The following is a 19555-nucleotide window of genomic DNA, read 5'->3' on the forward strand; positions in this document are numbered from 1 at the left end:
GACGGGAAACGGGTCAGTGCGGGTCGCGGCGCAGGGGAATGACGCGGCGGTTCCGGACCTCCGGCTCCTTCGCGGCGTGGATCTGCACCTTCTTGAGCTGGATGACGTACCGCTCCGCGCCGTTGACCATCACGGCGATGACCGTCGGCCCGTTCGCCCAGTCGCTGGGCACGAGATGAAGTTCCTTGATGCGGGCGGTTCCGGCGGTCAGCTCCGCAAGGTCGAGAACCTCGTCCCCGGCGCGGAACCCCAGATATTCATCGACGATCATGGTGTCCGGCGGCAGTGTCTTGGCGGCAGTGACCCCAAGCCTATCAGCACGGCGGGCGGCGGGCCACCGTGCAGGCCGCCGCCCGGCGCTTTTTCATAGGGGACTTACGGACGGCGCCTCAGGTGATGAAGCGAGTCATATGGCGAAACGAGTCATATGATTGTCCCAGCGGAAGTCGGCCAGCCGTAGACCGTCGCCCGGCAGGTCCGGCGCCGCGCCGACCGTCCGGAGAGTGCCCAGCCCGCTGCTCGCCAGAAAACCGTCGCCGTCCGGGGCGATGCCGCAGCCGTCGGGCAGCGCCGCCGACCCCAGCCACGCGCCGGTGGCGTCGTCCCACAGCCCGATGATGCCGCCCTTGGGCGAGCTGGCCGCGACCTTGCCCTTGTCGGCGGCGACGCTGCCGATGTAGCCCTCGAAGCGGGACAGCTCGTCGTCCGGAGTCTCGAACAGGCGCACCGCGCCGCCGCCCGGACGGTGCGTGCCGGTCAGCGGCTGGAGCATGCCGACGGGCCGTTCGTCCTGCGCGCCGAAGGCGATGCCGCCGTCGGCCAGGGCGGCGATGTGGCGGATGCCGAGGTTGGCGTGCTCCTCCGGCAGGCGGACCTGATCGAGCAGCTTCCCGCTCGCCACCTCGACGTAGGTGATCGAGGAGTCCATCTCGTCCAGGTTCAGCTTGGCCCGGCCGGTGTCCGGGTGGGTGATGACGCCGCCGTTGCCGACCGCCAGCACCGTGCCGTCCGCGATCATCAGAAGCTCGTGCGGCCCCAGCCCGTGGGTCGGCATCGCGCCGACGCGGCGGTAGCCGTCCATGGCGTCGTAGATGCCGATCGACCCGGTCTCGCGCGGCACGTCGTCCTCCGCCACGTAGAGCAGCCGCCCGTCGGTGGAGAAGGCGCCGTGGCCGGTGAAGCGGCGGTCTTCCGGCGCGCGGACCACCGGCCCCGGGCGCCCGTCAACCAACGACAGCGGCATGAACCAGCGGCCCGGACGGCGGGCGAAGGCGACCGCCTCGGCCCGCGTCGGGTGAACGACGATGCCGTGGGCGCGGCCCGGCGTCGGGGTGGTGAAGCGCACGCTGCCGACCCCGTCCAGCGCCGCCACGCCATAGTCCGGCGATGCCGCCGCGGTGGCGTAGGCGTTGAGGAACAGGGTGCCCCCCGCGGTCTCCGCCCGCGCCGGCCCCAGGAGGGCGCCCAGCAGACCGCCACCAAGCAGGCCGCCACCGATTAAGAGCAGGGTGCCCCGGCGGGTCGCGTCCATCGCTCAGTCTCCATCCAGTTCGTTGAAGCCGATGCTAATGTCCAGCAGCGGCGCGACGGTGCCGGTCAGCAGGTTGCGCAGGTCCTTGGCCCGTTGCAGGGTGGCCTCCACGGTCTTGCGCTTGGCCGGATCGGCGACGGCGACGTTGATCGGCGCGGGGATCGCCTCGGCGGCGCGGATCGCGGCGGTGAAGCCGTCCTCCAGCGCGCGGCGGGCCTGGGCGCCGGGGTCGCCGGCGGGCAGCAGGGCGGTCAGGCCGGGACCGCCGCCCTCGCCCAGCAGCAGGGCGCGCAGGGCCTCCAGGTTGATGCGGACGTTGCGGGCCGACTGGCCGCTGCGCAGCGCCTCGGCCACCGCCGGCTTGGCCTCCCCGGCGTTGGGGCCGAGCGGCGCCAGAAGCTTCTGGTCGGCGACCACCTGAAGGGCGGTGAGCGACCCGGTGAACAGGACGTTGACCGCCGACCCGGCGTCGGGGCCGAGCGCGGTCGGCTCCCCGGCGGTCAGCGGCGCCTCCAGTGCCTTCCAGCCGTCGCGGACCTCGCGGGCGATGGCGAGGACGTTCTGCGCCACCGCGGCGGCCAGCGCGCCGCGGAAGCGCCCGGCCTCGTCCCCTTGGAACGACGCGGCGGTGACGCCCTCGTCGAACAGCAGCCGCTCCAGCGCGGTCAGCCCCTGCACCGCGGCGCTCTGGCGGGCCAGCCCGCCCGGCTCCAGCAGCTTCGGATCGCGGGCCTTCAGCATGGCGAGGATCTGGCGCTGCACCACCCCGGCCCGCTCCGGCCAGAAGGCGATGCGGTCGGCCCGCAGCTCCATCGACAGCGGCCCGGCGCGCAGGTGCTGGACGCCGGCCCAGGCGTCGTAGACGGCGCGGTGGGCGGCGCGGCAGCTCTCCAGCCCGTCCGCGGTCGGCGCCGCGGCGAACTGGGCCAGCCGCTCCGCGTAGATGCCGGCGGCGGCGGCCAGCGCGTCGAAGCGTGGCAGGGCATGGGTTCGGACCAGACCGCCCAGCACGGCGGCGTCTCCCGCCGGCTCCCACGCCGCCAGGGCGACGCGGCCCGGCAGGAGGATCGACAGGGCGGCGGCCGACATCAGGCCGATCATGCGGCGGCGTTGCATCTCATCACCTATGCCATTCAAACCGTGTGGACTTTAGAGCCCCAGAACGAAACGCACCAACTTTTCGCGGTCGCCGCGCGGCAGCGCCATGAAGGCGCCGCGCGCCTTGCCGGCCTCGCCGCCGTGCCACAGGATGGCCTCGGTCACGCTGCGTGCCCGCCCGTCGTGGAGGAGGGCAAGCTTGCCGTCGGACTCCGCCAGCCGCTTCATCCCCCACAGCGGCGTCGTGCGCCAGTCGCGGCCCCGCGCCTCGCCCATCGCCACGCCGTCGGCCAGATCCTCGCCGAGGTCATGGAGCAGCAGGTCGCTGTAGGGGAAGATCGTCCGGCGGGACAGCGCGGGATGCGCCGCGTCCTCCGCCGTGGTGAAGGAGGGGCGGTGGCAGGACGCGCAGCCGGTGGCGGCGAACATCGCGCTTCCAGCCCTGTCGCGCGGCGCCTCCAGCCCGCCGTCGGGCGGCAGGGTGCGCAGATAGCCGTCGATCAGCCCGATCACCGTGGAGGGAATCTCCAGCCCCTCATACTGCGGGGAGTCGCCGTGCGGGGCGTTCCGGCATTCGGTCTGCGCCGGGGTGCAGTCGCCCCAGGGCTCGGGATAGGCCGGGGTGGACATGCCGATGTCGAGGCTGAAGGCCTCCGAATTCTGGCGGTGCAGCGTCGGGTGGACGGCCTTCCAGCCGAAGCGGCCGAGCTGCCGCGTGCCCTCCGGCGCCACCCAGTTGGGGCGTCCGGCGATGCCGTCGCCGTCGCGGTCCTCCGGATCGGCGCCGTCCAGAATGTCGGCCTCCGGGATGCGCTCCAGCAGGCCCATGCCGCGCACGGACGGGGCGATGCGGGCTGAGATGGCCGTCGCCTCGGCCAGCGGCCCGTAATTGAGGTCGGTGACGGTCACCACCGGCCGACGCAGCGTCGCCGTGTCGCCGTCGGGGAAACGCACCGTCTCCTCGCGGTAGCTCAGGGACGGCTTGCCCTCGACGGCGAAGCCGAGCACCGCGTTGGTCTGGATCTGCCGGCCATAGACAGGGTCGCCGCTGAGCTTCAGCGCGTAGCCGACGCCACGGTCGTCGGGCGTGTCCGGGTCAGGCGGGCGCCCCTGGCGGGCCGCCGGGTGGCAGGCGGCGCAGGAGCGGGCGTCGTAGAGCGGACCCAGCCCGTCGTTGGCGTGCGTCACCGTGGGGGCGCTGACCCACATCCGCCGGAACAGCTTCTCGCCGATCCGGGTGTCGAGGTCGCCCGCCACCGCCGGCAGGGCCGGCAGCAGGGCGAGCAGGAAGGCCAAGCGGGCTTTCATCGATCGGGTGGGCATCGGTCGGGCGGGCATCGGTCGGGCGGAGTGCCCCATCTCATGAGGACGAAAAAAACAGGGGTGCGGCCCCTCCTCCCGCGCGGGCGGTCGGTGGGGAGCGGACAACGCCGCCCCACGCGGGAAGAAGGGTCGCAACCCATGGTCACCGGCTTGCTTGCGGCCGGCTTGCTTGCCGACGCCTTACTTACCGACGGCCGACGGGTTGTCGAGGCTGTCGGAACCGGCCAGCTCGACCGAGACGCCCAGGGCGGCGACGACGCTCTCCAGGGCCTTCTTCTGGTCGACCAGACGGTCCACCGCGGTCGAAATGATCGCGTTGCCCTCGGCGTTGTCGGTGCCGATCATCTGGTCGTAGGCCATCTTGCCGCTGTCGGCGGTGTCCTTCATGACCTTCATGGCGGCGGTGGTGGCGGTCATCGCCTCCTTCACCTTGGCGTCGGCCTCCGGCGCGGTGGCGGCGACATACTGCGACAGCGACGGGCCGGTCACGACCTTGCCGTCCACGCGGGTGTAGCGCCCGTTGTAGACGTTCACCATGCCGACCTGGTCGTAATAGTGCGAGTTGTGGGTGTTGTCGGAGAAGCAGTCATGCTCCTCCTCCGGGTCGTGCAGCATGAGGCCGAGCTTCATGCGCTCGCCGGCCAGCTCGCCGTAGCTGAGGCTGCCGAGGCCGGTCAGGATGCGGGCGACGCCCTCCGACTCCTTGGCCTTGGCGATGGAGGCGCGGGCCTTGCCCTTGGCGCCCCAGGCCTTGGCCATCTCCTCAAGATCCTCGACCAGCATCTGGGTGGCGACGGTCAGGAACTGGGCGCGGCGGTCGCAGTTGCCGTTGGTGCAGTCCTTGCCCTTGGCGTAGTCGGTCGCCTTGCGGGCGCCGGCGCCCGGGCCCGTGCCGTTCAGGTCCTGGCCCCACAGCAGGAATTCGACGGCGTGGTAGCCGGTCGCCACGTTGGCCTCGACCTTGCCGGCCTCGTGCAGCTTGTCGGCCAGCAGTTCCTTGGTGATCTTGCGGGCGTCGATGGTCTTGTCGCCGGCCTTGATCTTCGGGTTGGCGATCACGTTGGCCTTGGCGAACGGGTTGCTGTCGCCGCCGGCGTAGCTGTCGTCCACATAGTCGATCAGGCCCTCGTCGAGCGGCCAGGCGTTGACCTTGCCTTCCCACTCGTCGACGATCGGGTTGCCGAAGCGGAAGGCCTCGGTCTGCATGTAGGGGACGCGGGCGTTCAGCCACGCCGTGCGGGCGGCGGCCAGCGTCGCGTCCGACGGGTTGGCCACCAGCGCGTCGATGGCCTTCTTCAGCGCCTTGGCGGTGCTGGCGGAGTCCTCGTAGCTGGCCTGGGCGATGTCGGCGTAGGTCTTCACCACGTCCTTGTAGGCAGGCTTGGACGACTGGGCGTCGGCGGCGAGCGGCGCCAGCGCGATGAGAGCCGCGGCGGCAAGGCCGGAGGCGTGCTTGAACATGAAGGTCTCCTCAAGCGTCGGTGATCGTTGGCGTGAGAGCCATGAAAGTGCGAAGCATTCTCAACATGCGCCGCTAATCACTCTCATTGTCAAGATGCAATCGTGATGCGGGCGGTGCGCGGTCGATTTTGCGGCGGGCGGCGGGGCCATGGCGGCGGCCCCGCCCGTCCACACTCACTTCACCAGCGGTTCGTAACGGGCGTCGGTCAGCGTCTTCATGAAGGCGACCAGAGCCTTGATTCGGCGGTCGTCGAGCGCCGGGCCCTCCTCCAGCTCCTTGATGGAGACGGTGGCGGCGATTTCCGGATTGCCCCAAGGCTTGCCGGTCTCCGGGTTGATCTGGTCGGCCGGCTTGCGGCTGTTGTACTTGTTGTAGAAGCGGACAACGGTCTCCAGGTCCTTGAAGACGCCGTTGTGCATGTAGGGGCCGGTCACCGCGACGTTGCGCAGGGTCGGCGTCTTGAACCTCCCCTCATAAGCCTTCAGGTCTTGAGCCTTCTGGCCCTTCACGGCCGGATTCTCAGCCAGCCCGCGATCGATGTGCGTCGGCGCCACCCCGTTGGCCGCCCGCAGCTCCGCGTTCACCGGCACGCCGATGTTGTGGTACTCGTAGTTGGTGAAGACCTCGTTCTTCGCCGCCGGCATGGCGTTCAGCTTGTGGCAGACGTTGCAGTTGGTGAACTGCTGCGAGAAGAACAGGGTCATCCCCAGCTCCTCCTCGCCAGTCATCTTGTACTCGCCGCGCAGATAGCGGTCGTACTTGGAATCGAAGGGCGAGAAGACGTCGGTCTTCTCGAAAGCGGCGATGCTGTCGGTCATCGCGTCGTAGGCGCGGTCGGCGTCGTCCAGCACGCCCGCGCCGTAGAGGGCGACGAAGCTCCGCGCGTAGTCGGCGTTCTCCTTCAGCCGCCCCTGCACCTCCGCCTTGGAGGCCATGGCCATCTCGGCGGGGTTCAGCGGCGGTCCGCCGGCCTGCTCCTGGAGGGTGGCGGCGCGGCCGTCGTGGAACTGCCCGCCGAAGGGAACCCCGTTGGCCTTGAAGCCGAAGCGCGGGGAAAGATGGGCGTAGGCGGCGGTCGGCGCGTTGCGGTCGCCCAGCGACTTGCCGTCCGCGCCCAGCGACGCCGCACCGCGCGGGTCGGCGAAGCCGAATTCCGGGTTGTGGCAGGTCGCGCAGGACTGGCTGCGGGTGGAGGACAGGTTGTTGTCGAAGAACAGCGCCTTGCCCAACTCGGCCTTCGCCTTCTGCATCTCCGCCGGATCGGCCGCCAAGCCGGAGCCACCAGCGATCAAAAGGCCAGCGATCAACAGGGAGGACAGCGCCGCGGCCGGCGCGACATATTTGCCGAACAATGACATCCTGACTCTCGCTCCTTGACGGCGGTGGTCCATGGCCGCAATCCATGGCGGGGGGACCGCCGGCAGTATCCATGCCCTTCGGCCTGGATGATAGTTATTCTCATTATCACGAACGTGCGACCTATTGCCACTGGTCGTAGAACCGGCGGGATTAACTCCCCGCCCCGTTCGTCCGGCTCCGCTCCCGGACGGTCGATCCGGTCCGGGCGCTTCGGCCCGACGGAAAAGGGTACCCCGACCCGGCTACCGACTCTGCTTCGCCATCCGGAGAGCGCGCCGCCATTCCGGAGAACGCGACACCACCGTCGGAACTCCAAATGTTCCGCGCGTCGCGAAGGGAGCGGCGGCCCCGGCGCCGGCACAATCCCGCCACAACCCGACAATCACTTCAATTTCTAACGATTTCCTTTCAAAGCAATCCGACCGTCATTCACCTCTCCGCACGGCGCATTTCTTCCCGTTTCTTTGATACAGCGCCGCCGAGCACGGCGGCCCCCGCGCTTTGCCTGAAGACGGCGCGAAAAGTTGCGTTGCACATCGCGAAGACAACGGCGCCGGCCCGCCGGACTACTCCTATCGATAGGTTTATTAAAATACCGTGTTTCGCCATCCTTCAAATCACAGACGCCGTGCATTCCCCGAAAATCAGTAATCGAACCTCTTCACTTCACCTCCCCGAAGTGAAAACCCTTCGTATCACAATTATCAACGGAGACAATCAATGACCCTGTTCGCCAACATCCGCGCCATCATTTCTCCGGTCCACGCCGCCACCAAGGACCGCAAGGGCATCACGGCCCTCGAATACGGCCTGGCGGCGGCGCTCGTGGCGCTGGTGATCATCGGCGGCGCCCGCACCTTCGGCACCAACGTCAGCACCCTGTTCACCGGCATTGGCACCACGGTCAGTGGCACCTCGACGACCATTCCGAAGTAAACGCCGCAAGCCCCCTCCCACGCGAAGCTCCCGCCATGGATACGATCGCCCTCTTCGATCCCCTCTCCCTGGCACCGCCCATGGCGGGGCTTGCGCTGGGATGGGCGGCGGCGGAGGACCTGTGCCGGCGCATCATCCCGGACACGGTGTCGATCCTCCTCGCCACCCTCGGCCTCGCGCTTCCGCTGTGGCAGGGCGCGCCCTTTCCCTGGGCCAGCCTTGCCGCCGCCGCCACGCTCTTCCTCGCCCTGTGCGCCCTGCACGGCCGGGGCTGGCTGGGCGGCGGGGACGTGAAGCTGGCCTCGGCCATCCTGCTGCTGGTCGGGGTGGAGCGGGCCGCGCCCTTCGCGACCGCGACCGCGCTGGCCGGCGGGGCGCTCTCACTCCTCTATCTCGCCGGGTGGCTGGCCCTGCGCAAGGCGCGCCCGGCGCGCCGGCTGCTGCGCCGCCGCGGCGGACGCTCCACGCCGGCCCGCCTTCTCGCCCATTTCCTGGCGGCCGAGGCGCACCGCGTCGCCACCCGCCATTCCGTGCCCTACGGCGTCGCCCTGGCCGCCGGCGGGCTGCTCACCCTCTCCAACCCCACCGGAGGAGCGGCATGGTTCTGAGAGTGCTATTCCTGTCCCTGCTGCTCGTCGGGCTGTCGCTGGTGGGCTACGTGTCCTTCTCGATGCTGCCGGCCCCGACCGCCGCCGTCGCGGTCCCGGCGCCCGCGGCGCCCATGGACTCCGTGCTGGTCGCCGCCCGCCCGATCTCCACCGGCATGCTGCTGCGCGCCGAGGATCTGCGCTGGGAGCCCTGGCCGCCGGGCCGCCTCGGCGACGGCTACATGGTGCGGGGCCGCGTCGCCGAAAGCGCCTACAGCGGCGCCGTCACCCGCCGGTCCTTCGCGGCGGGCGAGCCGATCATGGCCGGCCACATCGTCGCGCCGGGGGAGCGCGGCTTCCTCGCCGCCGTTCTGTCGCCGGGCAGCCGCGCCGTCTCGGTGGCGGTGGACGCGGTCAGCGCGACCGGCGGGCTGATCTGGCCCGGCGACCGCGTGGACCTGATCCTGACCCAGAATTTCGAATCCCAGGCGGGGCGCGACCTGCGCAGCCGGGCGGTCGGCGAGACCGTCCTGCAGAACCTGCGCGTCATCGCCATCGACCAGCAGCTCGGCGAGGCCGGCATGCTGAAGAACGGGCCGGACGGGCGCGTTCCCCGCACCGTGACGCTGGAGGTCACCGCCCGCCAGAGCGAGACGGTCACCGTCGCCGCGGCCATGGGCAAGCTCTCGCTGGCGCTGCGCAGCCTGCTCGCCGACGAGACCGCCCTTGCCGCCGGGGAAACGGAACCCGCGTCGGCCCCCACCTGGGCCGAGGACGTGTCGCCCGCCCTGCGCCAGCTTCCCGCACCCCACAGCGCGGAGGCGCCCGCCGCCCGCCGCCCGTCGCTGCTCATCATCCGCGGCTCCAAGACGGAAACGCTCGAACGCTGAACCGGCGCGCCGACCCAGGGGGGACGAATTCATGACGACGACCATCACCACCACAAGCCGGGTCGCGGCCCTCAGGATCATGGGGGCGGCCCTCCTGGCCGGGCTGTTCGCGACGCTGGCCGCGGCGCCCGTCCAGGCGCAGCAGCGCCCCCGCGAAATCACCCTGGAGGTCGGCGGCGGGCAGCCGGTCAACCTGCCGGCCCCGGCGGCCAGCGTCTTCACCTCCGCCCCGGAGATCGCCGACGTGCAGGCGTCCGGCCCGCAGGCCTTCTTCATCGTCGCCAAGACGCCGGGCCGGGCCAGCGTCTACGCCCTGTCGGCGGACAACAAGCCGCTCGCCTCCTTCAGCGTCGTCGTCACCATGCCGGTCGGCGACCTGCGGTCCAAGCTCGTCGCCCAGGTCCCCAACGCCGCGATCGACGTGCAGAGCACCGGCAACGGCATCACGCTGACCGGCACCGTCTCCTCCCCCGCCACGGCGCGGCAGATGGTCGAGCTGGCCGAGCGCTACGTCGGGCAGGGACAGACCGTCACCAACCGCCTGACCGTCGCCGCCCCCGCCCAGGTCAACCTGCGCGTCCGCGTCGCCGAGGTATCGCGCCAGGTGACCAAGGAGCTGGGCGTCAACTTCGAGAGCATGTTCAACATCGGCTCCTTCGCCTTCGGGGTCGCCACCGGGCGGACCATCCTGGACGCCGCCGGCAACCTGATCCGCGCCGCCTCCCCGACCAACTCCATCGGCGGCAGCTACCGCTCCAGCAACGGGCGGGTGGACATCAACACGGTGGTGGACGCGCTGGCCGAGGACGGGCTGATCACCGTGCTGGCCGAGCCGAACCTGACCGCCCTGTCCGGCGAGACGGCCAGCTTCCTGGCCGGCGGCGAGTTCCCCATCCCGGTCGCCCAGTACGACCGCACCACCACCATCCAGTTCAAGAAGTATGGCGTCAGCCTGGACTTCACCCCGACCGTTCTGGGCGGCGGCCAGATCAGCATGCGCGTCCGCCCGGAGGTCAGCGAGCTGACCAACAACGGCGCCGTCGTGGTCGACTCCATCCGCATCCCCGGCCTGTCGGTGCGCCGCGCCGAAACGACCATCGAGCTGGCCAGCGGGCAGAGCTTCGCCATCGCCGGCCTGCTCCAGAACAACACCTCGGCGACGCTGGACGCCGTGCCGGGGCTGGGCGACGTGCCGGTGCTGGGGGCGCTGTTCCACTCCAGCAAGTTCCGCCGCAACGAGACGGAGCTGGTCATCGTCGTGACCCCCTACCTCGTCCGCCCGGTCTCCGCCGCCAACGCCCTGTCCGCCCCCACTGACGGCTTCGTGGCGGCGACCGACGTGGAGCGCATCTTCCTGAACCGCGCCCAGAGCCTGCAGCCCCCCGTCGGCGGCAACAGCGCGGCCGGCACCGCCCCGCTCGCTATCGGGCCGGGCGCCGCCCGCCTGCACGGCGACGCCGGCTTCAGCCTCCAATGACCCCTTTCGCGGAGCACAGCGCCATGCCCAAAGCCATGCGAACGCCGATGCTGCTTCTGCCACTCCTCACGGGTCTGCTGGGCGGCTGCGCCGTGCCGCAGACACCCCCGGCGATGCCCGCCGCCCAAGTGCCCGCCGTGAGGGCGCTGAGCAACGCCGTCCCCTTCGCCATCGACCCGCGCAGCGGCGCCATCGCGGCGGAGGAGCGCGCCCGCGTGGTCCGCACGGTGGCCGGGCTCGGCCGCGACACCACCCCCCACGTGACGGTCACCGGCCCGCTGCTGGCCGCCCCGGCGCAGGCCGCCACCGTCTCCCTGCTGGGCGGGGCCGGCGTGCCGGCGGAGAACGTCACCTTCGCTCCCGACCAGACCGGCGCCCCGGCGCTCCAGGTCACCAGCTACGTCGCGCTGGCCCCGGAGTGCGCGGCGTGGAGCGACATCTACAGCGGCTGGTACCAGAACAGCCCGACCGCGGCGCTGGGCTGCAGCAACCAGCGCAACCTCGCTTTGATGCTGGCCGATCCGCGCGACCTGATCCAGGGGCGCGAGACCGTGCCCGCCGACGGCCAGCGCATGGCCGGCGCCGTCCAGCGCTACCGCGCCGACAAGGTGAAGCCCTTCGTGAAGGGCAACAGCACCAGCGCCTTCGTGCTGTCCCCCGCCCTGAACGGAAGCCAGGAGGAGCAATGAGCCTGCTCGCCACCCTTCTCGGCGACGCGCCGTCGCCGGCCGACGCCGCCCGCGGCGCGGGTCCCCGCCTGCTCGCCTACGTCGCCGACGCGGCCAGCGCCGCCCTGCTGAACAGCGCGGCCCCGTCCCTGCTGCCCTGCGAGGTGCGGACCGGCGACATCCGCAGCGCCGTCCGCGATCTCGCTCGCCAGCGCTCGCCCGACCTGCTGCTGGTCGATCTGTCCGGCGTCGCCGAACCGCTGGCCGCCATGGAGGCGCTGGCCGGGGTCTGCGACCCGTCGGTCCGGGTCATCGCGATCGGCGACAGCAACGACATCGGCCTCTACCGCGACCTGCGCCGGATCGGGGTCACCGACTATCTGTTCAAGCCGCTGTCCCGCGACCTGCTGGAAGGAGCGCTGCGCGCCGCCGGCGCCGGTGCCGCGGCGGACGAGGCGCCGGGACGGCTGGGCAAGCTGGTGGCGGTGGTCGGCGCGCGCGGCGGCGTTGGCACGACCACGGTGGCGGTGCATCTCGGCTGCTGGCTGGCCGACGGGGCGCGTGGGCGCACGGCGCTGGTCGATCTCGACCTGCAGAACGGCACGGTGGCGCTGGCCCTCAACCTGCGGCCCGAGCCGGCGCTGCGCGAGGCGGTCGAGGCCCCCGACCGGGTGGACGACGTGTTCATGGAGCGCGCCATGGTCGCCGCCTCCGACCGCCTCTCCGTCCTGGCGGCGGAGGAGCCGGTGGAGGACGTCATAGACATCGCGCCGGCCGCCGCCCTGTCGGTGCTGAACCGTCTCCAGGCCCGTCACAACTATGTCGTCGTTGACGCCGGCCGCGCCCAGGGCGGGGCCGCCCGCGCCACGCTGGAGGCGGCGTCCATCGTGGTCCTGGTCGGCGACGCCAGCGTCGCGGGCCTGCGCGATCTGGTGCGGCTGCGCACCGCCGTCGCGCGCCGGTCCGGCGGCGGGCGTCTCGTCACCGTCCTGAACCGGCGCGGCGCCCCCGGCGAGCTTCCCGCGGCGGACCTGATGCGCACGCTGGGCGAGCCGCCGGAGCACGCCCTGCCCTACCGCCCGGTGCCGCTGGCTGTCGCCGCGGGCGTCGGCGAGCCGGCCTTCCGCCATTGCCGCCGCTTCCGCGAGGCGATGGAGCGGCTGGGAGCCGACGTCGCCGGCCAGCCCGCCGCCCAGGACGGCCTGTTCCGCCGTTGGGTGCGGCGATGAGCACCCTGTTCGGCCGCAAGGCCGCACCCCCCTCCCTAGCGGTCGCCGGCCCGCCGCCCGAGGAGCCGAAACCCGCCCCGGTCCCCGCACCGGCGGCGGTCTCCGTCCCGCCGCTGGCCGCGGTCCGCCCGGTCAACCGCTCGCTCAACGACATCCGGTCGCAGGTGCTGGCCCGCATCGACCCGGCGACCATCGCCGACATGCCGGCGGAGACCCTGCGCCCGCTGGTCGAGCGGCTGATCGACGACATCGCCACCACCAGCCGCAGCCAGTTGAACGGGCGCGAGCAGGCCACGCTGGCGACGGAGCTGGTCCACGACATGATCGGCCTCGGTCCGCTGGAACCGCTGCTGGCCGACGACGCGATCACCGACATCATGGTCAACGGCCCGTCGCGCACCTTCGCCGAGCAGCGCGGCAAGCTGGTCGAGATGCCGGTGCGCTTCCGCGACGCCGGTCACCTGCTGAACATCGCGCAGCGCATCGCCTCGGCGGTCGGGCGGCGGGTGGACGAATCCAGCCCGATGGTCGACGCCCGGCTGGCCGACGGCAGCCGCGTCAACATCGTGGTGCCGCCGCTGGCGCTCGACGGCGCCTGCATCTCCATCCGCAAGTTCGCCCGCCGCACCATCGGCTTCCGCGAGCTGGTGGAGTTCCGCAGCCTGTCGGAGCCGATGGCCCGCGCGCTGGAGATCATCGGGCGCTGCCGGCTGAACGTCATCATCTCCGGCGGCACCGGCTCGGGCAAGACGACGCTGCTCAACGCCATGTCCCGTCCCATCGAGGCGACGGAGCGCGTCATCACCATCGAGGACGCCGCCGAACTCCAGCTCCAGCAGCCCCACGTCGTCCGGCTGGAGACGCGCCCGCCCAACCTGGAGGGCCAGGGGCAGGTGACGCAGCGCGACCTCGTCCGCAACGCGCTGCGCATGCGGCCCGACCGCATCATCATCGGCGAGGTGCGCGGGGCGGAGGCCTTCGACATGCTCCAGGCCATGAACACCGGCCATGACGGGTCGATGTCGACCATCCACGCCAACAACCCGCGCGACGCGCTGAGCCGCGTCGAGAACATGGTGCTGATGGCCGGGATGAGCCTGCCCAGCCGGGCCATCCGCCAGCAGATCGCCGGGGCGGTCAACGTCATCGTCCAGGTCCAGCGCATGCGCGACGGCGTGCGCCGCATCACCCACGTCACCGAGCTGGTCGGCATGGAGGGCGACGTGATCCTGACCCAGGACCTCTTCACCTTCGAGTTCCGCGGCGAGAACCGCGACGGGATCCTGGAGGGGCGCTACGCCGCCACCGGCCTGCGCCCGCGCTTCGCCGAGCGGCTGGCCTATTTCGGGCAGGAGGCGGCCTGGAACGCCGCCACCACCGGCCTGTAGCGGGAGGGGACACGCGATGGACCGCATCCAGGCCCTGCAGCTCGCCACCCTTCTCCTCGGCGTCGGGACGCTGCTGTTCGCCCTGTCCACCCTGCGCGCGTTCCGCCGCCGCAAGGCGCTGCGCCGCCGGCTGGCCGCCCTGTCGGCCGAGGCGCGGGCGGTGGTGGAGGACGGCAGCCCCGACATCACCGGCGCCGGGTCCCCGACCCTCGCCGACCGGGTGAAGCGGCGCATGTCGCGCTTCTACGCGCGGCGCCAGACCGTCTATCTGCCGCCGGGCATCCGGCTGTGGCGGGCCCTGCTCTACGCCGTGGTCGCCGCCGGGCTGTGCTGGTGGCTGGGCGGGCCGGTGATGGGCGACGCGGGCGCCACGACCGCCGCCGCCGTGGCCCTGCTGGTCACCCCGCGCCTCGTCTTCGCTTCCAGCCGCCGCAAGACGCTGGAGGCGCTGATGAACCAGCTTCCCGACGCGATCAGCCTCGTCGTCCGCGCCACCCGCGCCGGCATCCCGGTCTCGGAAAGCCTGCGCATGGTCGGCACCGAGCTGTCCGAGCCGATCGCCCCGCTGTTCCGCCGCATCGTCGACGAGACGGCCATGGGCATCGACCTGGAAACCGTGCTGGCCCGCGCCGCCGCCAACGTCCGCCTGCCGGAGTTCCGCTTCTTCGTCGTCACCCTGCTGCTGCAGCGGGAAACCGGCGGCAACCTGACGGAGCCGCTGGAGAATCTGGCCGACATGATCCGCCAGCGCCGCCGCGTGCAGATGCGCACCCGCGCCCTGACCTCGGAGGCGCGCAGCTCCGCCGCCGTGCTGGCCGCCCTGCCCTTCCTGGCCGGCGGCGGCATGGCGATGCTGAACCCCGACTACGCATGGCGGCTGATCGACGAGCCGAGCGGCCAGACGATGCTGCTGGTGGCGGGCGGGCTGCTGCTGGTCGGCGTCGGCTCCATGCAGCTCCTCATCCGGAAGACCCTGTCATGAGCGGCGGCCTGATGGGCGGACTGATCCCGCAGCCGGTCCTTCTCGGCTTCGGCGTCCTGATGATCCTGACCGGGGTGGCCGGGCTGCGCTCCTGCGCGCTGCGCGAGCGGCTGCTGGCCCGGCTGGAGCGGCTGCGCGCCGGAACCGCGCCGTCGGCCGCCCCGGAGACGGAGCGCCGCAGCCTGCTGAGCCGGATCGGCGCCGCGCTGGCCCGCACGCCGCTCGTCGGCTCCGCCGACCGCGAGCGGATGCGCAAGAGCCTGATCGCCGCCGGCTACAACCAGCCCGGCCACCTCACCTCCCTGCTCGGCATCAAGCTGCTGTGCATCGGCGCCGGGATGGCGCTGGTCCCGGCGGCGGCGGGGGACCTGCTGCCCTCGCTGATCGGCGCGCCCGGTGCGGCGGCGCAGGTGGTGGCCGGCGCCCTGCTCGGCTGGCGGCTGCCCGATCTGGCGCTGGGCCGGATGCGCGACCGCCGCCTGGAGGAGGTGCGCAACGGCCTGCCCGACGCGCTCGACCTGCTGGTGATCTGCGGCGAGGCCGGACTCGGCCTGGAAGCGGCGGTGGACCGCGTGGCCCGCGAGGTGGCGACCGCCTATCCGGCGCTGAGCGCCGAGCTGTCGGCCACCGCGGCGGAGATGCGCGTGCTGTCCGACCGCGGCGGCGCGCTCAACAATCTGGCCGCCCGGCTGGACATGGAGGGCGTGCGCGGCATGGCGACGACGCTGATCCAGGCCATGCGCTACGGCACGCCGCTGGCCCAGGCGCTGCGCGTCCTGGCCGGGGAGATGCGCGCCCAGCGCCTCGCCCGCTTCGAGGAGAAGGCGGCCCGCCTGCCGGTGCTGCTGACCCTGCCCATGGTGGTCTTCATCCTGCCCTGCGTCTTCATCGTCGTCGGCGGCCCCGCCATGCTCGACGTCTCGCGCAGCTTCGACAGCGCCGGCAACAGCCAGCAAACCCATTCCAGCCAGTCCCCTTCCAACCCACCCCGCAGCCAGACCAAGGGAGGTCAGCCATGATCGCCACCCCGTCCCTTCTGTCCTCCAGAAAGCGCCTCTCCGGTCTGGGCCGCGCCGCCGCGGCCGCCCTCCTGCTGCTGTCGGTCAGCGCCTGCGCCTCGGCGCCGGGCGGCGGGCCGGTGGGGTCGAAGAGCGGCCCCACGGCCAACGCCACGCTGGACGACAAGGCGCGCGTGCAGCTCCGCCTCGCCCGCGCCGCGCAGGAGGCGGGCAACACCGGTTCCGCCGTGCGCTTCTACCGGGCGGTGCTGGATCAGGCGCCGGGCCATGTCGGCGCCCTGCTCGGGCTGGGCGAGATCCTGTCGGAGAGCGGGTCCGCCGCCGACGCGGTGGTCGAGCTTCAGAAGGCCGCCGCCGCCGTGCCCGACAATGTGGAGGTGCAGACGGCGCTGGGCCGCGCGCTGGTCCGCGCCAACCGCCCCGCCGACGCGCTGAACCGCTTCGACGCCCTGCTCCGCCGCAACGACGACGACCTGCGCGCCCGCCTGAACCGCGGCGTCGCCCTCGACCTCGCCGGGCGGCACGCGGAGGCCCAGGGCGAATACCGCCACGTCCTGAAGGCCGAACCGAACAACGCGACGGCCATGGCCAACCTCGGCCTGTCGCTGGCGCTGAACGGCAGCGCGGAGGGCGTGGCGATCCTGGAAGGGCTGGTCCAGGGCGGGGTTGATTCTCCCCGCGTGCGCCAGAACCTCGCGCTGGCCTACGGGCTGAAGGGCGACCGGGAGGCGGCGGCCCGCGTGGCCCGGCTCGACCTCGACGACGCCAACGTCCGCTCGAATCTGGCCTTCTACGAGACGGCGCGCCAGTTCGTCGCCTTCAAACCGTGAGGCGGCCCCATGCGCAGCCGCCCCTCTCCCGTTCGCCGCGCCCTGCGTGACCGCCGGGGCCTGACCACGCTGGAGCTGGCGATCGTCTCCCCGGCGCTGATCGCCGGCATGATCGCGCTGGCCGAGGTGTCCTACTCGCTGACCGTGGACGGTCTGCTCAACCACGCCGCCCGCGCCGCCGCCCGCAGCGGCTTCACGGGGGAGCTGGCGAGCGGATTCACCGACCGCCGCGCCCAGGTCTGCGACACGGTGTACCGCTTGACCAGCCGGGTGCTCGACCAGAGCCGCCTGTCGGTGCGCAGCCACAGCTACGCCTCCTTCACCACGCTGGGCCAGATCAACGGCGGGGTTCCGCCCTCCACCTCGCTCACCGACCTGAATTGCGGCTCCACCGACTGGGACGCCAATCAGACCGGGACGGCGCTGGGCGGCAGCGGGCAGGTCGTCGTCTACACGCTGCGCTACACCCAGCCGGTGCTGACCGGGCTGGGCGCCACGGTCCTGGGACGGGCGGAGCTGATCCACGAGGCCCGGCTGGCCGTGCGCAACGAACCCTTCATGGTGGGAGAGTGACCGGCATGATGGAGACACAGGTCCCGAAATCCCGGCGCCGCGCCCTGCCGGACGACCGCCGCGGCGTCGCGGCGCTGGAGATGGCGCTGCTGGCGCCGGTCCTTCTGCTGCTGGTCACCGCCACGGTGGACGTGGTGCGCTATGTCAGCATCACCCTGACCCTGAACCGCACCGCCGCCAACGTCAGCGACATCGCCACCCAGTTCGACAAGCTGCGCGCCGGCATGACCGTGGTGAAGGGGAACGAGGTCGGCGTGCTGTTCCTCGCCGCGACGGAGGTCGCCCAGCCCCTGGACCTGATGGCCGGCGGGCAGGTGATCGTCACCTCGGTCGCCAACATGGGCCAGGGATCGCGGGTGATGTGGCAGGAACGGGCCGGCACCGGCTCCGCCATCAGCCACTACGGCGCCGCGGGCGGGGCGGCCACGCTGCCGCCCGGCTTCACCCAGCAGCCCGGCGACAACGCCATCTTCACCGAGCTGTTCTACCGCTTCACCCCCTATCTGCTGAGCGGACCGTGGCTCGGCGACGCCGGGACCTCCACGACGCTCTACGCCAGCGCCGTCTACCAGCCCCGGCTCGGCACGCTCACCACGCTGGAGACCGGGCCATGAGAACAGCGTTCAACTCTGTGGTCCGCTTGCTCGCTTCCCTAGGCGCGGTGCGGCGGGACCGGCGGGGCGCCACCGCGCTGATGTTCGCCGCCGCCGCGGTCCCACTGCTGGGCATGGTCGGGCTGGCGGTGGATTACGGCCGGGCCTTCCTGGTGCAGTCGCGGCTCCAGACCGCCATCGACGCCGGGGCGCTGGCCGCCGGCAAGATGCTGAACTCCTCGGCGGACGCCCAGAGCGACATCGCCATGTTCGTCGCGGCCAACCTGCCGCCGGGCTTCCTGGGGGCGGCCATCGGCACCCCGGCGGTGACTCTGGACCAGACGAACCAGCGCGTCGGCGTGTCGGTCACCGCCACCCTGCCGACAACCTTCCTGCGGGTCCTGCAGGTGAACGAGCTGACCATCTCCGTCACCAACCAGGTGCAGCGCGCCAACGCCGGGCTGGAGCTGGCGCTGGTGCTCGACGTCACCGGCTCCATGGCGACCAGCAACCGCATCGGGGAGCTGCGCAGCGCCGCCACCGACCTCGTCAACATCCTGTTCGGGCCGGGCAGCACGCCGCCGAAGAATCTGTGGGTCTCCATCGCCCCCTACGCGGCGGAGGTCAACATCGGCAAGACCCGCACCAACTGGCTGGCGGCGGGCAGCTACGACGCCACCAAATGGGCCTCCCAGGGCTGGCGCGGCTGCGTCCTGGCGCGCACCCAGCCGCAGGACCAGACGGACACCCCGCCGGCCTCCGCCCCCTTCAAGCCCTTCTGGTACCCGAACAACCAGTACACCGGGACCAACAACGACAACCCCTGGACCCCCACCAACATCACCGACGACGGCACCTACCGCCAGACCAACGACATGGCCGGACCGAACCTCGGCTGTCCGCCGCCGATCATGGCGCTGACCAACGACCGTTCGGCGCTGCTCGCCAAGATCGCCGGGCTGAAGCCGGTGAACCGCGGCGGCACCATGGCGAACCAGGGGCTTCAGGCCGGATGGTTCACCCTGTCGCCGAAATGGCGCGGCCTGTGGGGCGGTACGACGCCGGACACGCTGCCGCTCGATTACGGGACGCCCGACATGTCCAAGGCGGTCGTTCTGCTGACCGACGGCAACAACGAATGGTTCAAGTACAAGCCGCAGGGCGACTACACCAGCTACCAGCGCCTCGGCGACGGGCTGCTGGGCACCACCAACGCCAACCAGGTGACGACGGCGATCGACAACCGCATGCTGACGCTGTGCAGCAACATGAAGGCGGCGGGGATCACCCTCTTCACCATCACCGTCGGCGACAGCGCCAGCAGCGCCACCAGGACCCTCTACGAAAGCTGCGCCTCGCCCGGCCCGAACCATTATTTCGACAGCCCGACGCCGGCCGACCTGCAGGCGGTGTTCCGCACCATTGCCGGCCAGCTCAGCAACCTGCGCATCATCCGCTGATCGGCCGCCGATCGGCCGCCGATCGGCCTGCGCTGAACGGCCGGTGCTGAACGGCCGGCACCTTGGCCGGGGGCGGTATGGCGGAGACGGCGGTTTATGACCTATTGAGCATTGGTCCGCCGCCGCCCGATGGGCTACAGGAATCGGGAC

19 protein-coding genes are annotated in these 19555 nt (G+C 71.7%); 13 read left to right on the forward strand and 6 right to left on the reverse strand.

What is annotated here, in order from left to right; all coding sequences use genetic code 11:
- Positions 1-13 precede the first annotated feature (13 nt).
- The 6 genes from DXK32_RS22225 to DXK32_RS22250 all read right to left on the reverse strand — a co-directional run bounded on the left by DXK32_RS22225 (position 14) and on the right by DXK32_RS22250 (position 6772).
- Positions 14-271: a hypothetical protein gene (locus DXK32_RS22225; RefSeq protein WP_035682832.1), complete on the reverse strand. Its 258-nt coding sequence runs from the start codon at positions 269-271 to the stop codon at positions 14-16.
- Between the two features lie 135 nt (positions 272-406).
- On the reverse strand, positions 407-1531 hold the full coding sequence (locus DXK32_RS22230) for a DUF1513 domain-containing protein (protein ID WP_114860503.1): 1125 nt from the start codon (positions 1529-1531) through the stop codon (positions 407-409).
- A 3-nt stretch (positions 1532-1534) separates the two neighbouring features.
- Entirely contained in the window at positions 1535-2647 is a 1113-nt protein-coding gene (locus DXK32_RS22235) for an imelysin family protein (RefSeq protein WP_247877283.1), read from the reverse strand.
- Positions 2648-2680: 33 nt separating this feature from the next.
- Positions 2681-3937, reverse strand: a complete 1257-nt coding sequence (locus DXK32_RS22240) for a di-heme oxidoredictase family protein (protein WP_114860504.1) — start codon at positions 3935-3937, stop codon at positions 2681-2683.
- A gap of 195 nt (positions 3938-4132) precedes the next feature.
- On the reverse strand, positions 4133-5413 hold the full coding sequence (locus tag DXK32_RS22245; protein WP_114860505.1) for an imelysin family protein: 1281 nt from the start codon (positions 5411-5413) through the stop codon (positions 4133-4135).
- Positions 5414-5587: 174 nt separating this feature from the next.
- Positions 5588-6772, reverse strand: coding sequence for a cytochrome-c peroxidase (locus DXK32_RS22250; protein ID WP_114860506.1), 1185 nt, complete (start codon positions 6770-6772; stop codon positions 5588-5590).
- Positions 6773-7493: 721 nt separating this feature from the next.
- Here DXK32_RS22250 and DXK32_RS22255 point away from each other — a divergent pair.
- Genes DXK32_RS22255 through DXK32_RS22315 form a run of 13 tightly spaced genes read left to right on the forward strand, consistent with a single transcriptional unit; the run spans position 7494 to position 19405 of the window.
- Positions 7494-7709: a Flp family type IVb pilin gene (locus DXK32_RS22255; RefSeq protein WP_114860507.1), complete on the forward strand. Its 216-nt coding sequence runs from the start codon at positions 7494-7496 to the stop codon at positions 7707-7709.
- Between the two features lie 35 nt (positions 7710-7744).
- A complete protein-coding gene (locus DXK32_RS22260; protein ID WP_114860508.1) occupies positions 7745-8317 on the forward strand; it encodes a prepilin peptidase in 573 nt (190 codons plus the stop codon).
- A complete protein-coding gene (cpaB, locus tag DXK32_RS22265; RefSeq protein ID WP_247877284.1) occupies positions 8308-9186 on the forward strand; it encodes a Flp pilus assembly protein CpaB in 879 nt (292 codons plus the stop codon). Before DXK32_RS22260 ends, cpaB begins: the two co-directional genes overlap by 10 nt.
- A gap of 31 nt (positions 9187-9217) precedes the next feature.
- A complete protein-coding gene (locus DXK32_RS22270) occupies positions 9218-10663 on the forward strand; it encodes a type II and III secretion system protein family protein (RefSeq protein ID WP_114860510.1) in 1446 nt (481 codons plus the stop codon).
- 23 nt (positions 10664-10686) lie between these two features.
- Positions 10687-11352, forward strand: coding sequence for a CpaD family pilus assembly lipoprotein (locus DXK32_RS22275; protein WP_247877285.1), 666 nt, complete (start codon positions 10687-10689; stop codon positions 11350-11352).
- Positions 11349-12560, forward strand: coding sequence for an AAA family ATPase (locus DXK32_RS22280; RefSeq protein ID WP_114860512.1), 1212 nt, complete (start codon positions 11349-11351; stop codon positions 12558-12560). The genes DXK32_RS22275 and DXK32_RS22280 overlap by 4 nt, the downstream gene beginning before the upstream one ends.
- A complete protein-coding gene (locus DXK32_RS22285; protein WP_205215799.1) occupies positions 12557-13948 on the forward strand; it encodes a CpaF family protein in 1392 nt (463 codons plus the stop codon). The genes DXK32_RS22280 and DXK32_RS22285 overlap by 4 nt, the downstream gene beginning before the upstream one ends.
- A gap of 16 nt (positions 13949-13964) precedes the next feature.
- Positions 13965-14930: a type II secretion system F family protein gene (locus tag DXK32_RS22290; protein ID WP_114860513.1), complete on the forward strand. Its 966-nt coding sequence runs from the start codon at positions 13965-13967 to the stop codon at positions 14928-14930.
- Positions 14927-15949, forward strand: coding sequence for a type II secretion system F family protein (locus tag DXK32_RS32750; RefSeq protein WP_205215800.1), 1023 nt, complete (start codon positions 14927-14929; stop codon positions 15947-15949). Before DXK32_RS22290 ends, DXK32_RS32750 begins: the two co-directional genes overlap by 4 nt.
- Positions 15946-16779: a tetratricopeptide repeat protein gene (locus tag DXK32_RS22300; RefSeq protein ID WP_114860514.1), complete on the forward strand. Its 834-nt coding sequence runs from the start codon at positions 15946-15948 to the stop codon at positions 16777-16779. Before DXK32_RS32750 ends, DXK32_RS22300 begins: the two co-directional genes overlap by 4 nt.
- A gap of 9 nt (positions 16780-16788) precedes the next feature.
- Positions 16789-17352: a TadE/TadG family type IV pilus assembly protein gene (locus DXK32_RS22305; RefSeq protein ID WP_114860515.1), complete on the forward strand. Its 564-nt coding sequence runs from the start codon at positions 16789-16791 to the stop codon at positions 17350-17352.
- Positions 17353-17357: 5 nt separating this feature from the next.
- Positions 17358-17966, forward strand: a complete 609-nt coding sequence (locus tag DXK32_RS22310; RefSeq protein ID WP_114860516.1) for a TadE/TadG family type IV pilus assembly protein — start codon at positions 17358-17360, stop codon at positions 17964-17966.
- Positions 17963-19405: a TadE/TadG family type IV pilus assembly protein gene (locus DXK32_RS22315; protein ID WP_114860517.1), complete on the forward strand. Its 1443-nt coding sequence runs from the start codon at positions 17963-17965 to the stop codon at positions 19403-19405. The genes DXK32_RS22310 and DXK32_RS22315 overlap by 4 nt, the downstream gene beginning before the upstream one ends.
- The last annotated feature ends 150 nt before the right edge of the window (positions 19406-19555 follow it).

Origin of the sequence: Azospirillum brasilense, from assembly GCF_003349955.1 — a bacterium.
GTDB classification, from domain to species: Bacteria; Pseudomonadota; Alphaproteobacteria; order Azospirillales; family Azospirillaceae; genus Azospirillum; species Azospirillum brasilense_B.

What these genes read in the sequence shown, in the direction of transcription:
- DXK32_RS22225 (WP_035682832.1), bottom strand. Translation starts at nt 271, where the DNA reads ATGATCGTCGATGAATATCTGGGGTTCCGCGCCGGGGACGAGGTTCTC.
- DXK32_RS22230 (WP_114860503.1), bottom strand. Translation starts at nt 1,531, where the DNA reads ATGGACGCGACCCGCCGGGGCACCCTGCTCTTAATCGGTGGCGGCCTG.
- DXK32_RS22235 (WP_247877283.1), bottom strand. Translation starts at nt 2,647, where the DNA reads ATGCAACGCCGCCGCATGATCGGCCTGATGTCGGCCGCCGCCCTGTCG.
- DXK32_RS22240 (WP_114860504.1), bottom strand. Translation starts at nt 3,937, where the DNA reads ATGAAAGCCCGCTTGGCCTTCCTGCTCGCCCTGCTGCCGGCCCTGCCG.
- DXK32_RS22245 (WP_114860505.1), bottom strand. Translation starts at nt 5,413, where the DNA reads ATGTTCAAGCACGCCTCCGGCCTTGCCGCCGCGGCTCTCATCGCGCTG.
- DXK32_RS22250 (WP_114860506.1), bottom strand. Translation starts at nt 6,772, where the DNA reads ATGTCATTGTTCGGCAAATATGTCGCGCCGGCCGCGGCGCTGTCCTCC.
- DXK32_RS22255 (WP_114860507.1), top strand. Translation starts at nt 7,494, where the DNA reads ATGACCCTGTTCGCCAACATCCGCGCCATCATTTCTCCGGTCCACGCC.
- DXK32_RS22260 (WP_114860508.1), top strand. Translation starts at nt 7,745, where the DNA reads ATGGATACGATCGCCCTCTTCGATCCCCTCTCCCTGGCACCGCCCATG.
- cpaB (WP_247877284.1), top strand. Translation starts at nt 8,308, where the DNA reads ATGGTTCTGAGAGTGCTATTCCTGTCCCTGCTGCTCGTCGGGCTGTCG.
- DXK32_RS22270 (WP_114860510.1), top strand. Translation starts at nt 9,218, where the DNA reads ATGACGACGACCATCACCACCACAAGCCGGGTCGCGGCCCTCAGGATC.
- DXK32_RS22275 (WP_247877285.1), top strand. Translation starts at nt 10,687, where the DNA reads ATGCCCAAAGCCATGCGAACGCCGATGCTGCTTCTGCCACTCCTCACG.
- DXK32_RS22280 (WP_114860512.1), top strand. Translation starts at nt 11,349, where the DNA reads ATGAGCCTGCTCGCCACCCTTCTCGGCGACGCGCCGTCGCCGGCCGAC.
- DXK32_RS22285 (WP_205215799.1), top strand. Translation starts at nt 12,557, where the DNA reads ATGAGCACCCTGTTCGGCCGCAAGGCCGCACCCCCCTCCCTAGCGGTC.
- DXK32_RS22290 (WP_114860513.1), top strand. Translation starts at nt 13,965, where the DNA reads ATGGACCGCATCCAGGCCCTGCAGCTCGCCACCCTTCTCCTCGGCGTC.
- DXK32_RS32750 (WP_205215800.1), top strand. Translation starts at nt 14,927, where the DNA reads ATGAGCGGCGGCCTGATGGGCGGACTGATCCCGCAGCCGGTCCTTCTC.
- DXK32_RS22300 (WP_114860514.1), top strand. Translation starts at nt 15,946, where the DNA reads ATGATCGCCACCCCGTCCCTTCTGTCCTCCAGAAAGCGCCTCTCCGGT.
- DXK32_RS22305 (WP_114860515.1), top strand. Translation starts at nt 16,789, where the DNA reads ATGCGCAGCCGCCCCTCTCCCGTTCGCCGCGCCCTGCGTGACCGCCGG.
- DXK32_RS22310 (WP_114860516.1), top strand. Translation starts at nt 17,358, where the DNA reads ATGATGGAGACACAGGTCCCGAAATCCCGGCGCCGCGCCCTGCCGGAC.
- DXK32_RS22315 (WP_114860517.1), top strand. Translation starts at nt 17,963, where the DNA reads ATGAGAACAGCGTTCAACTCTGTGGTCCGCTTGCTCGCTTCCCTAGGC.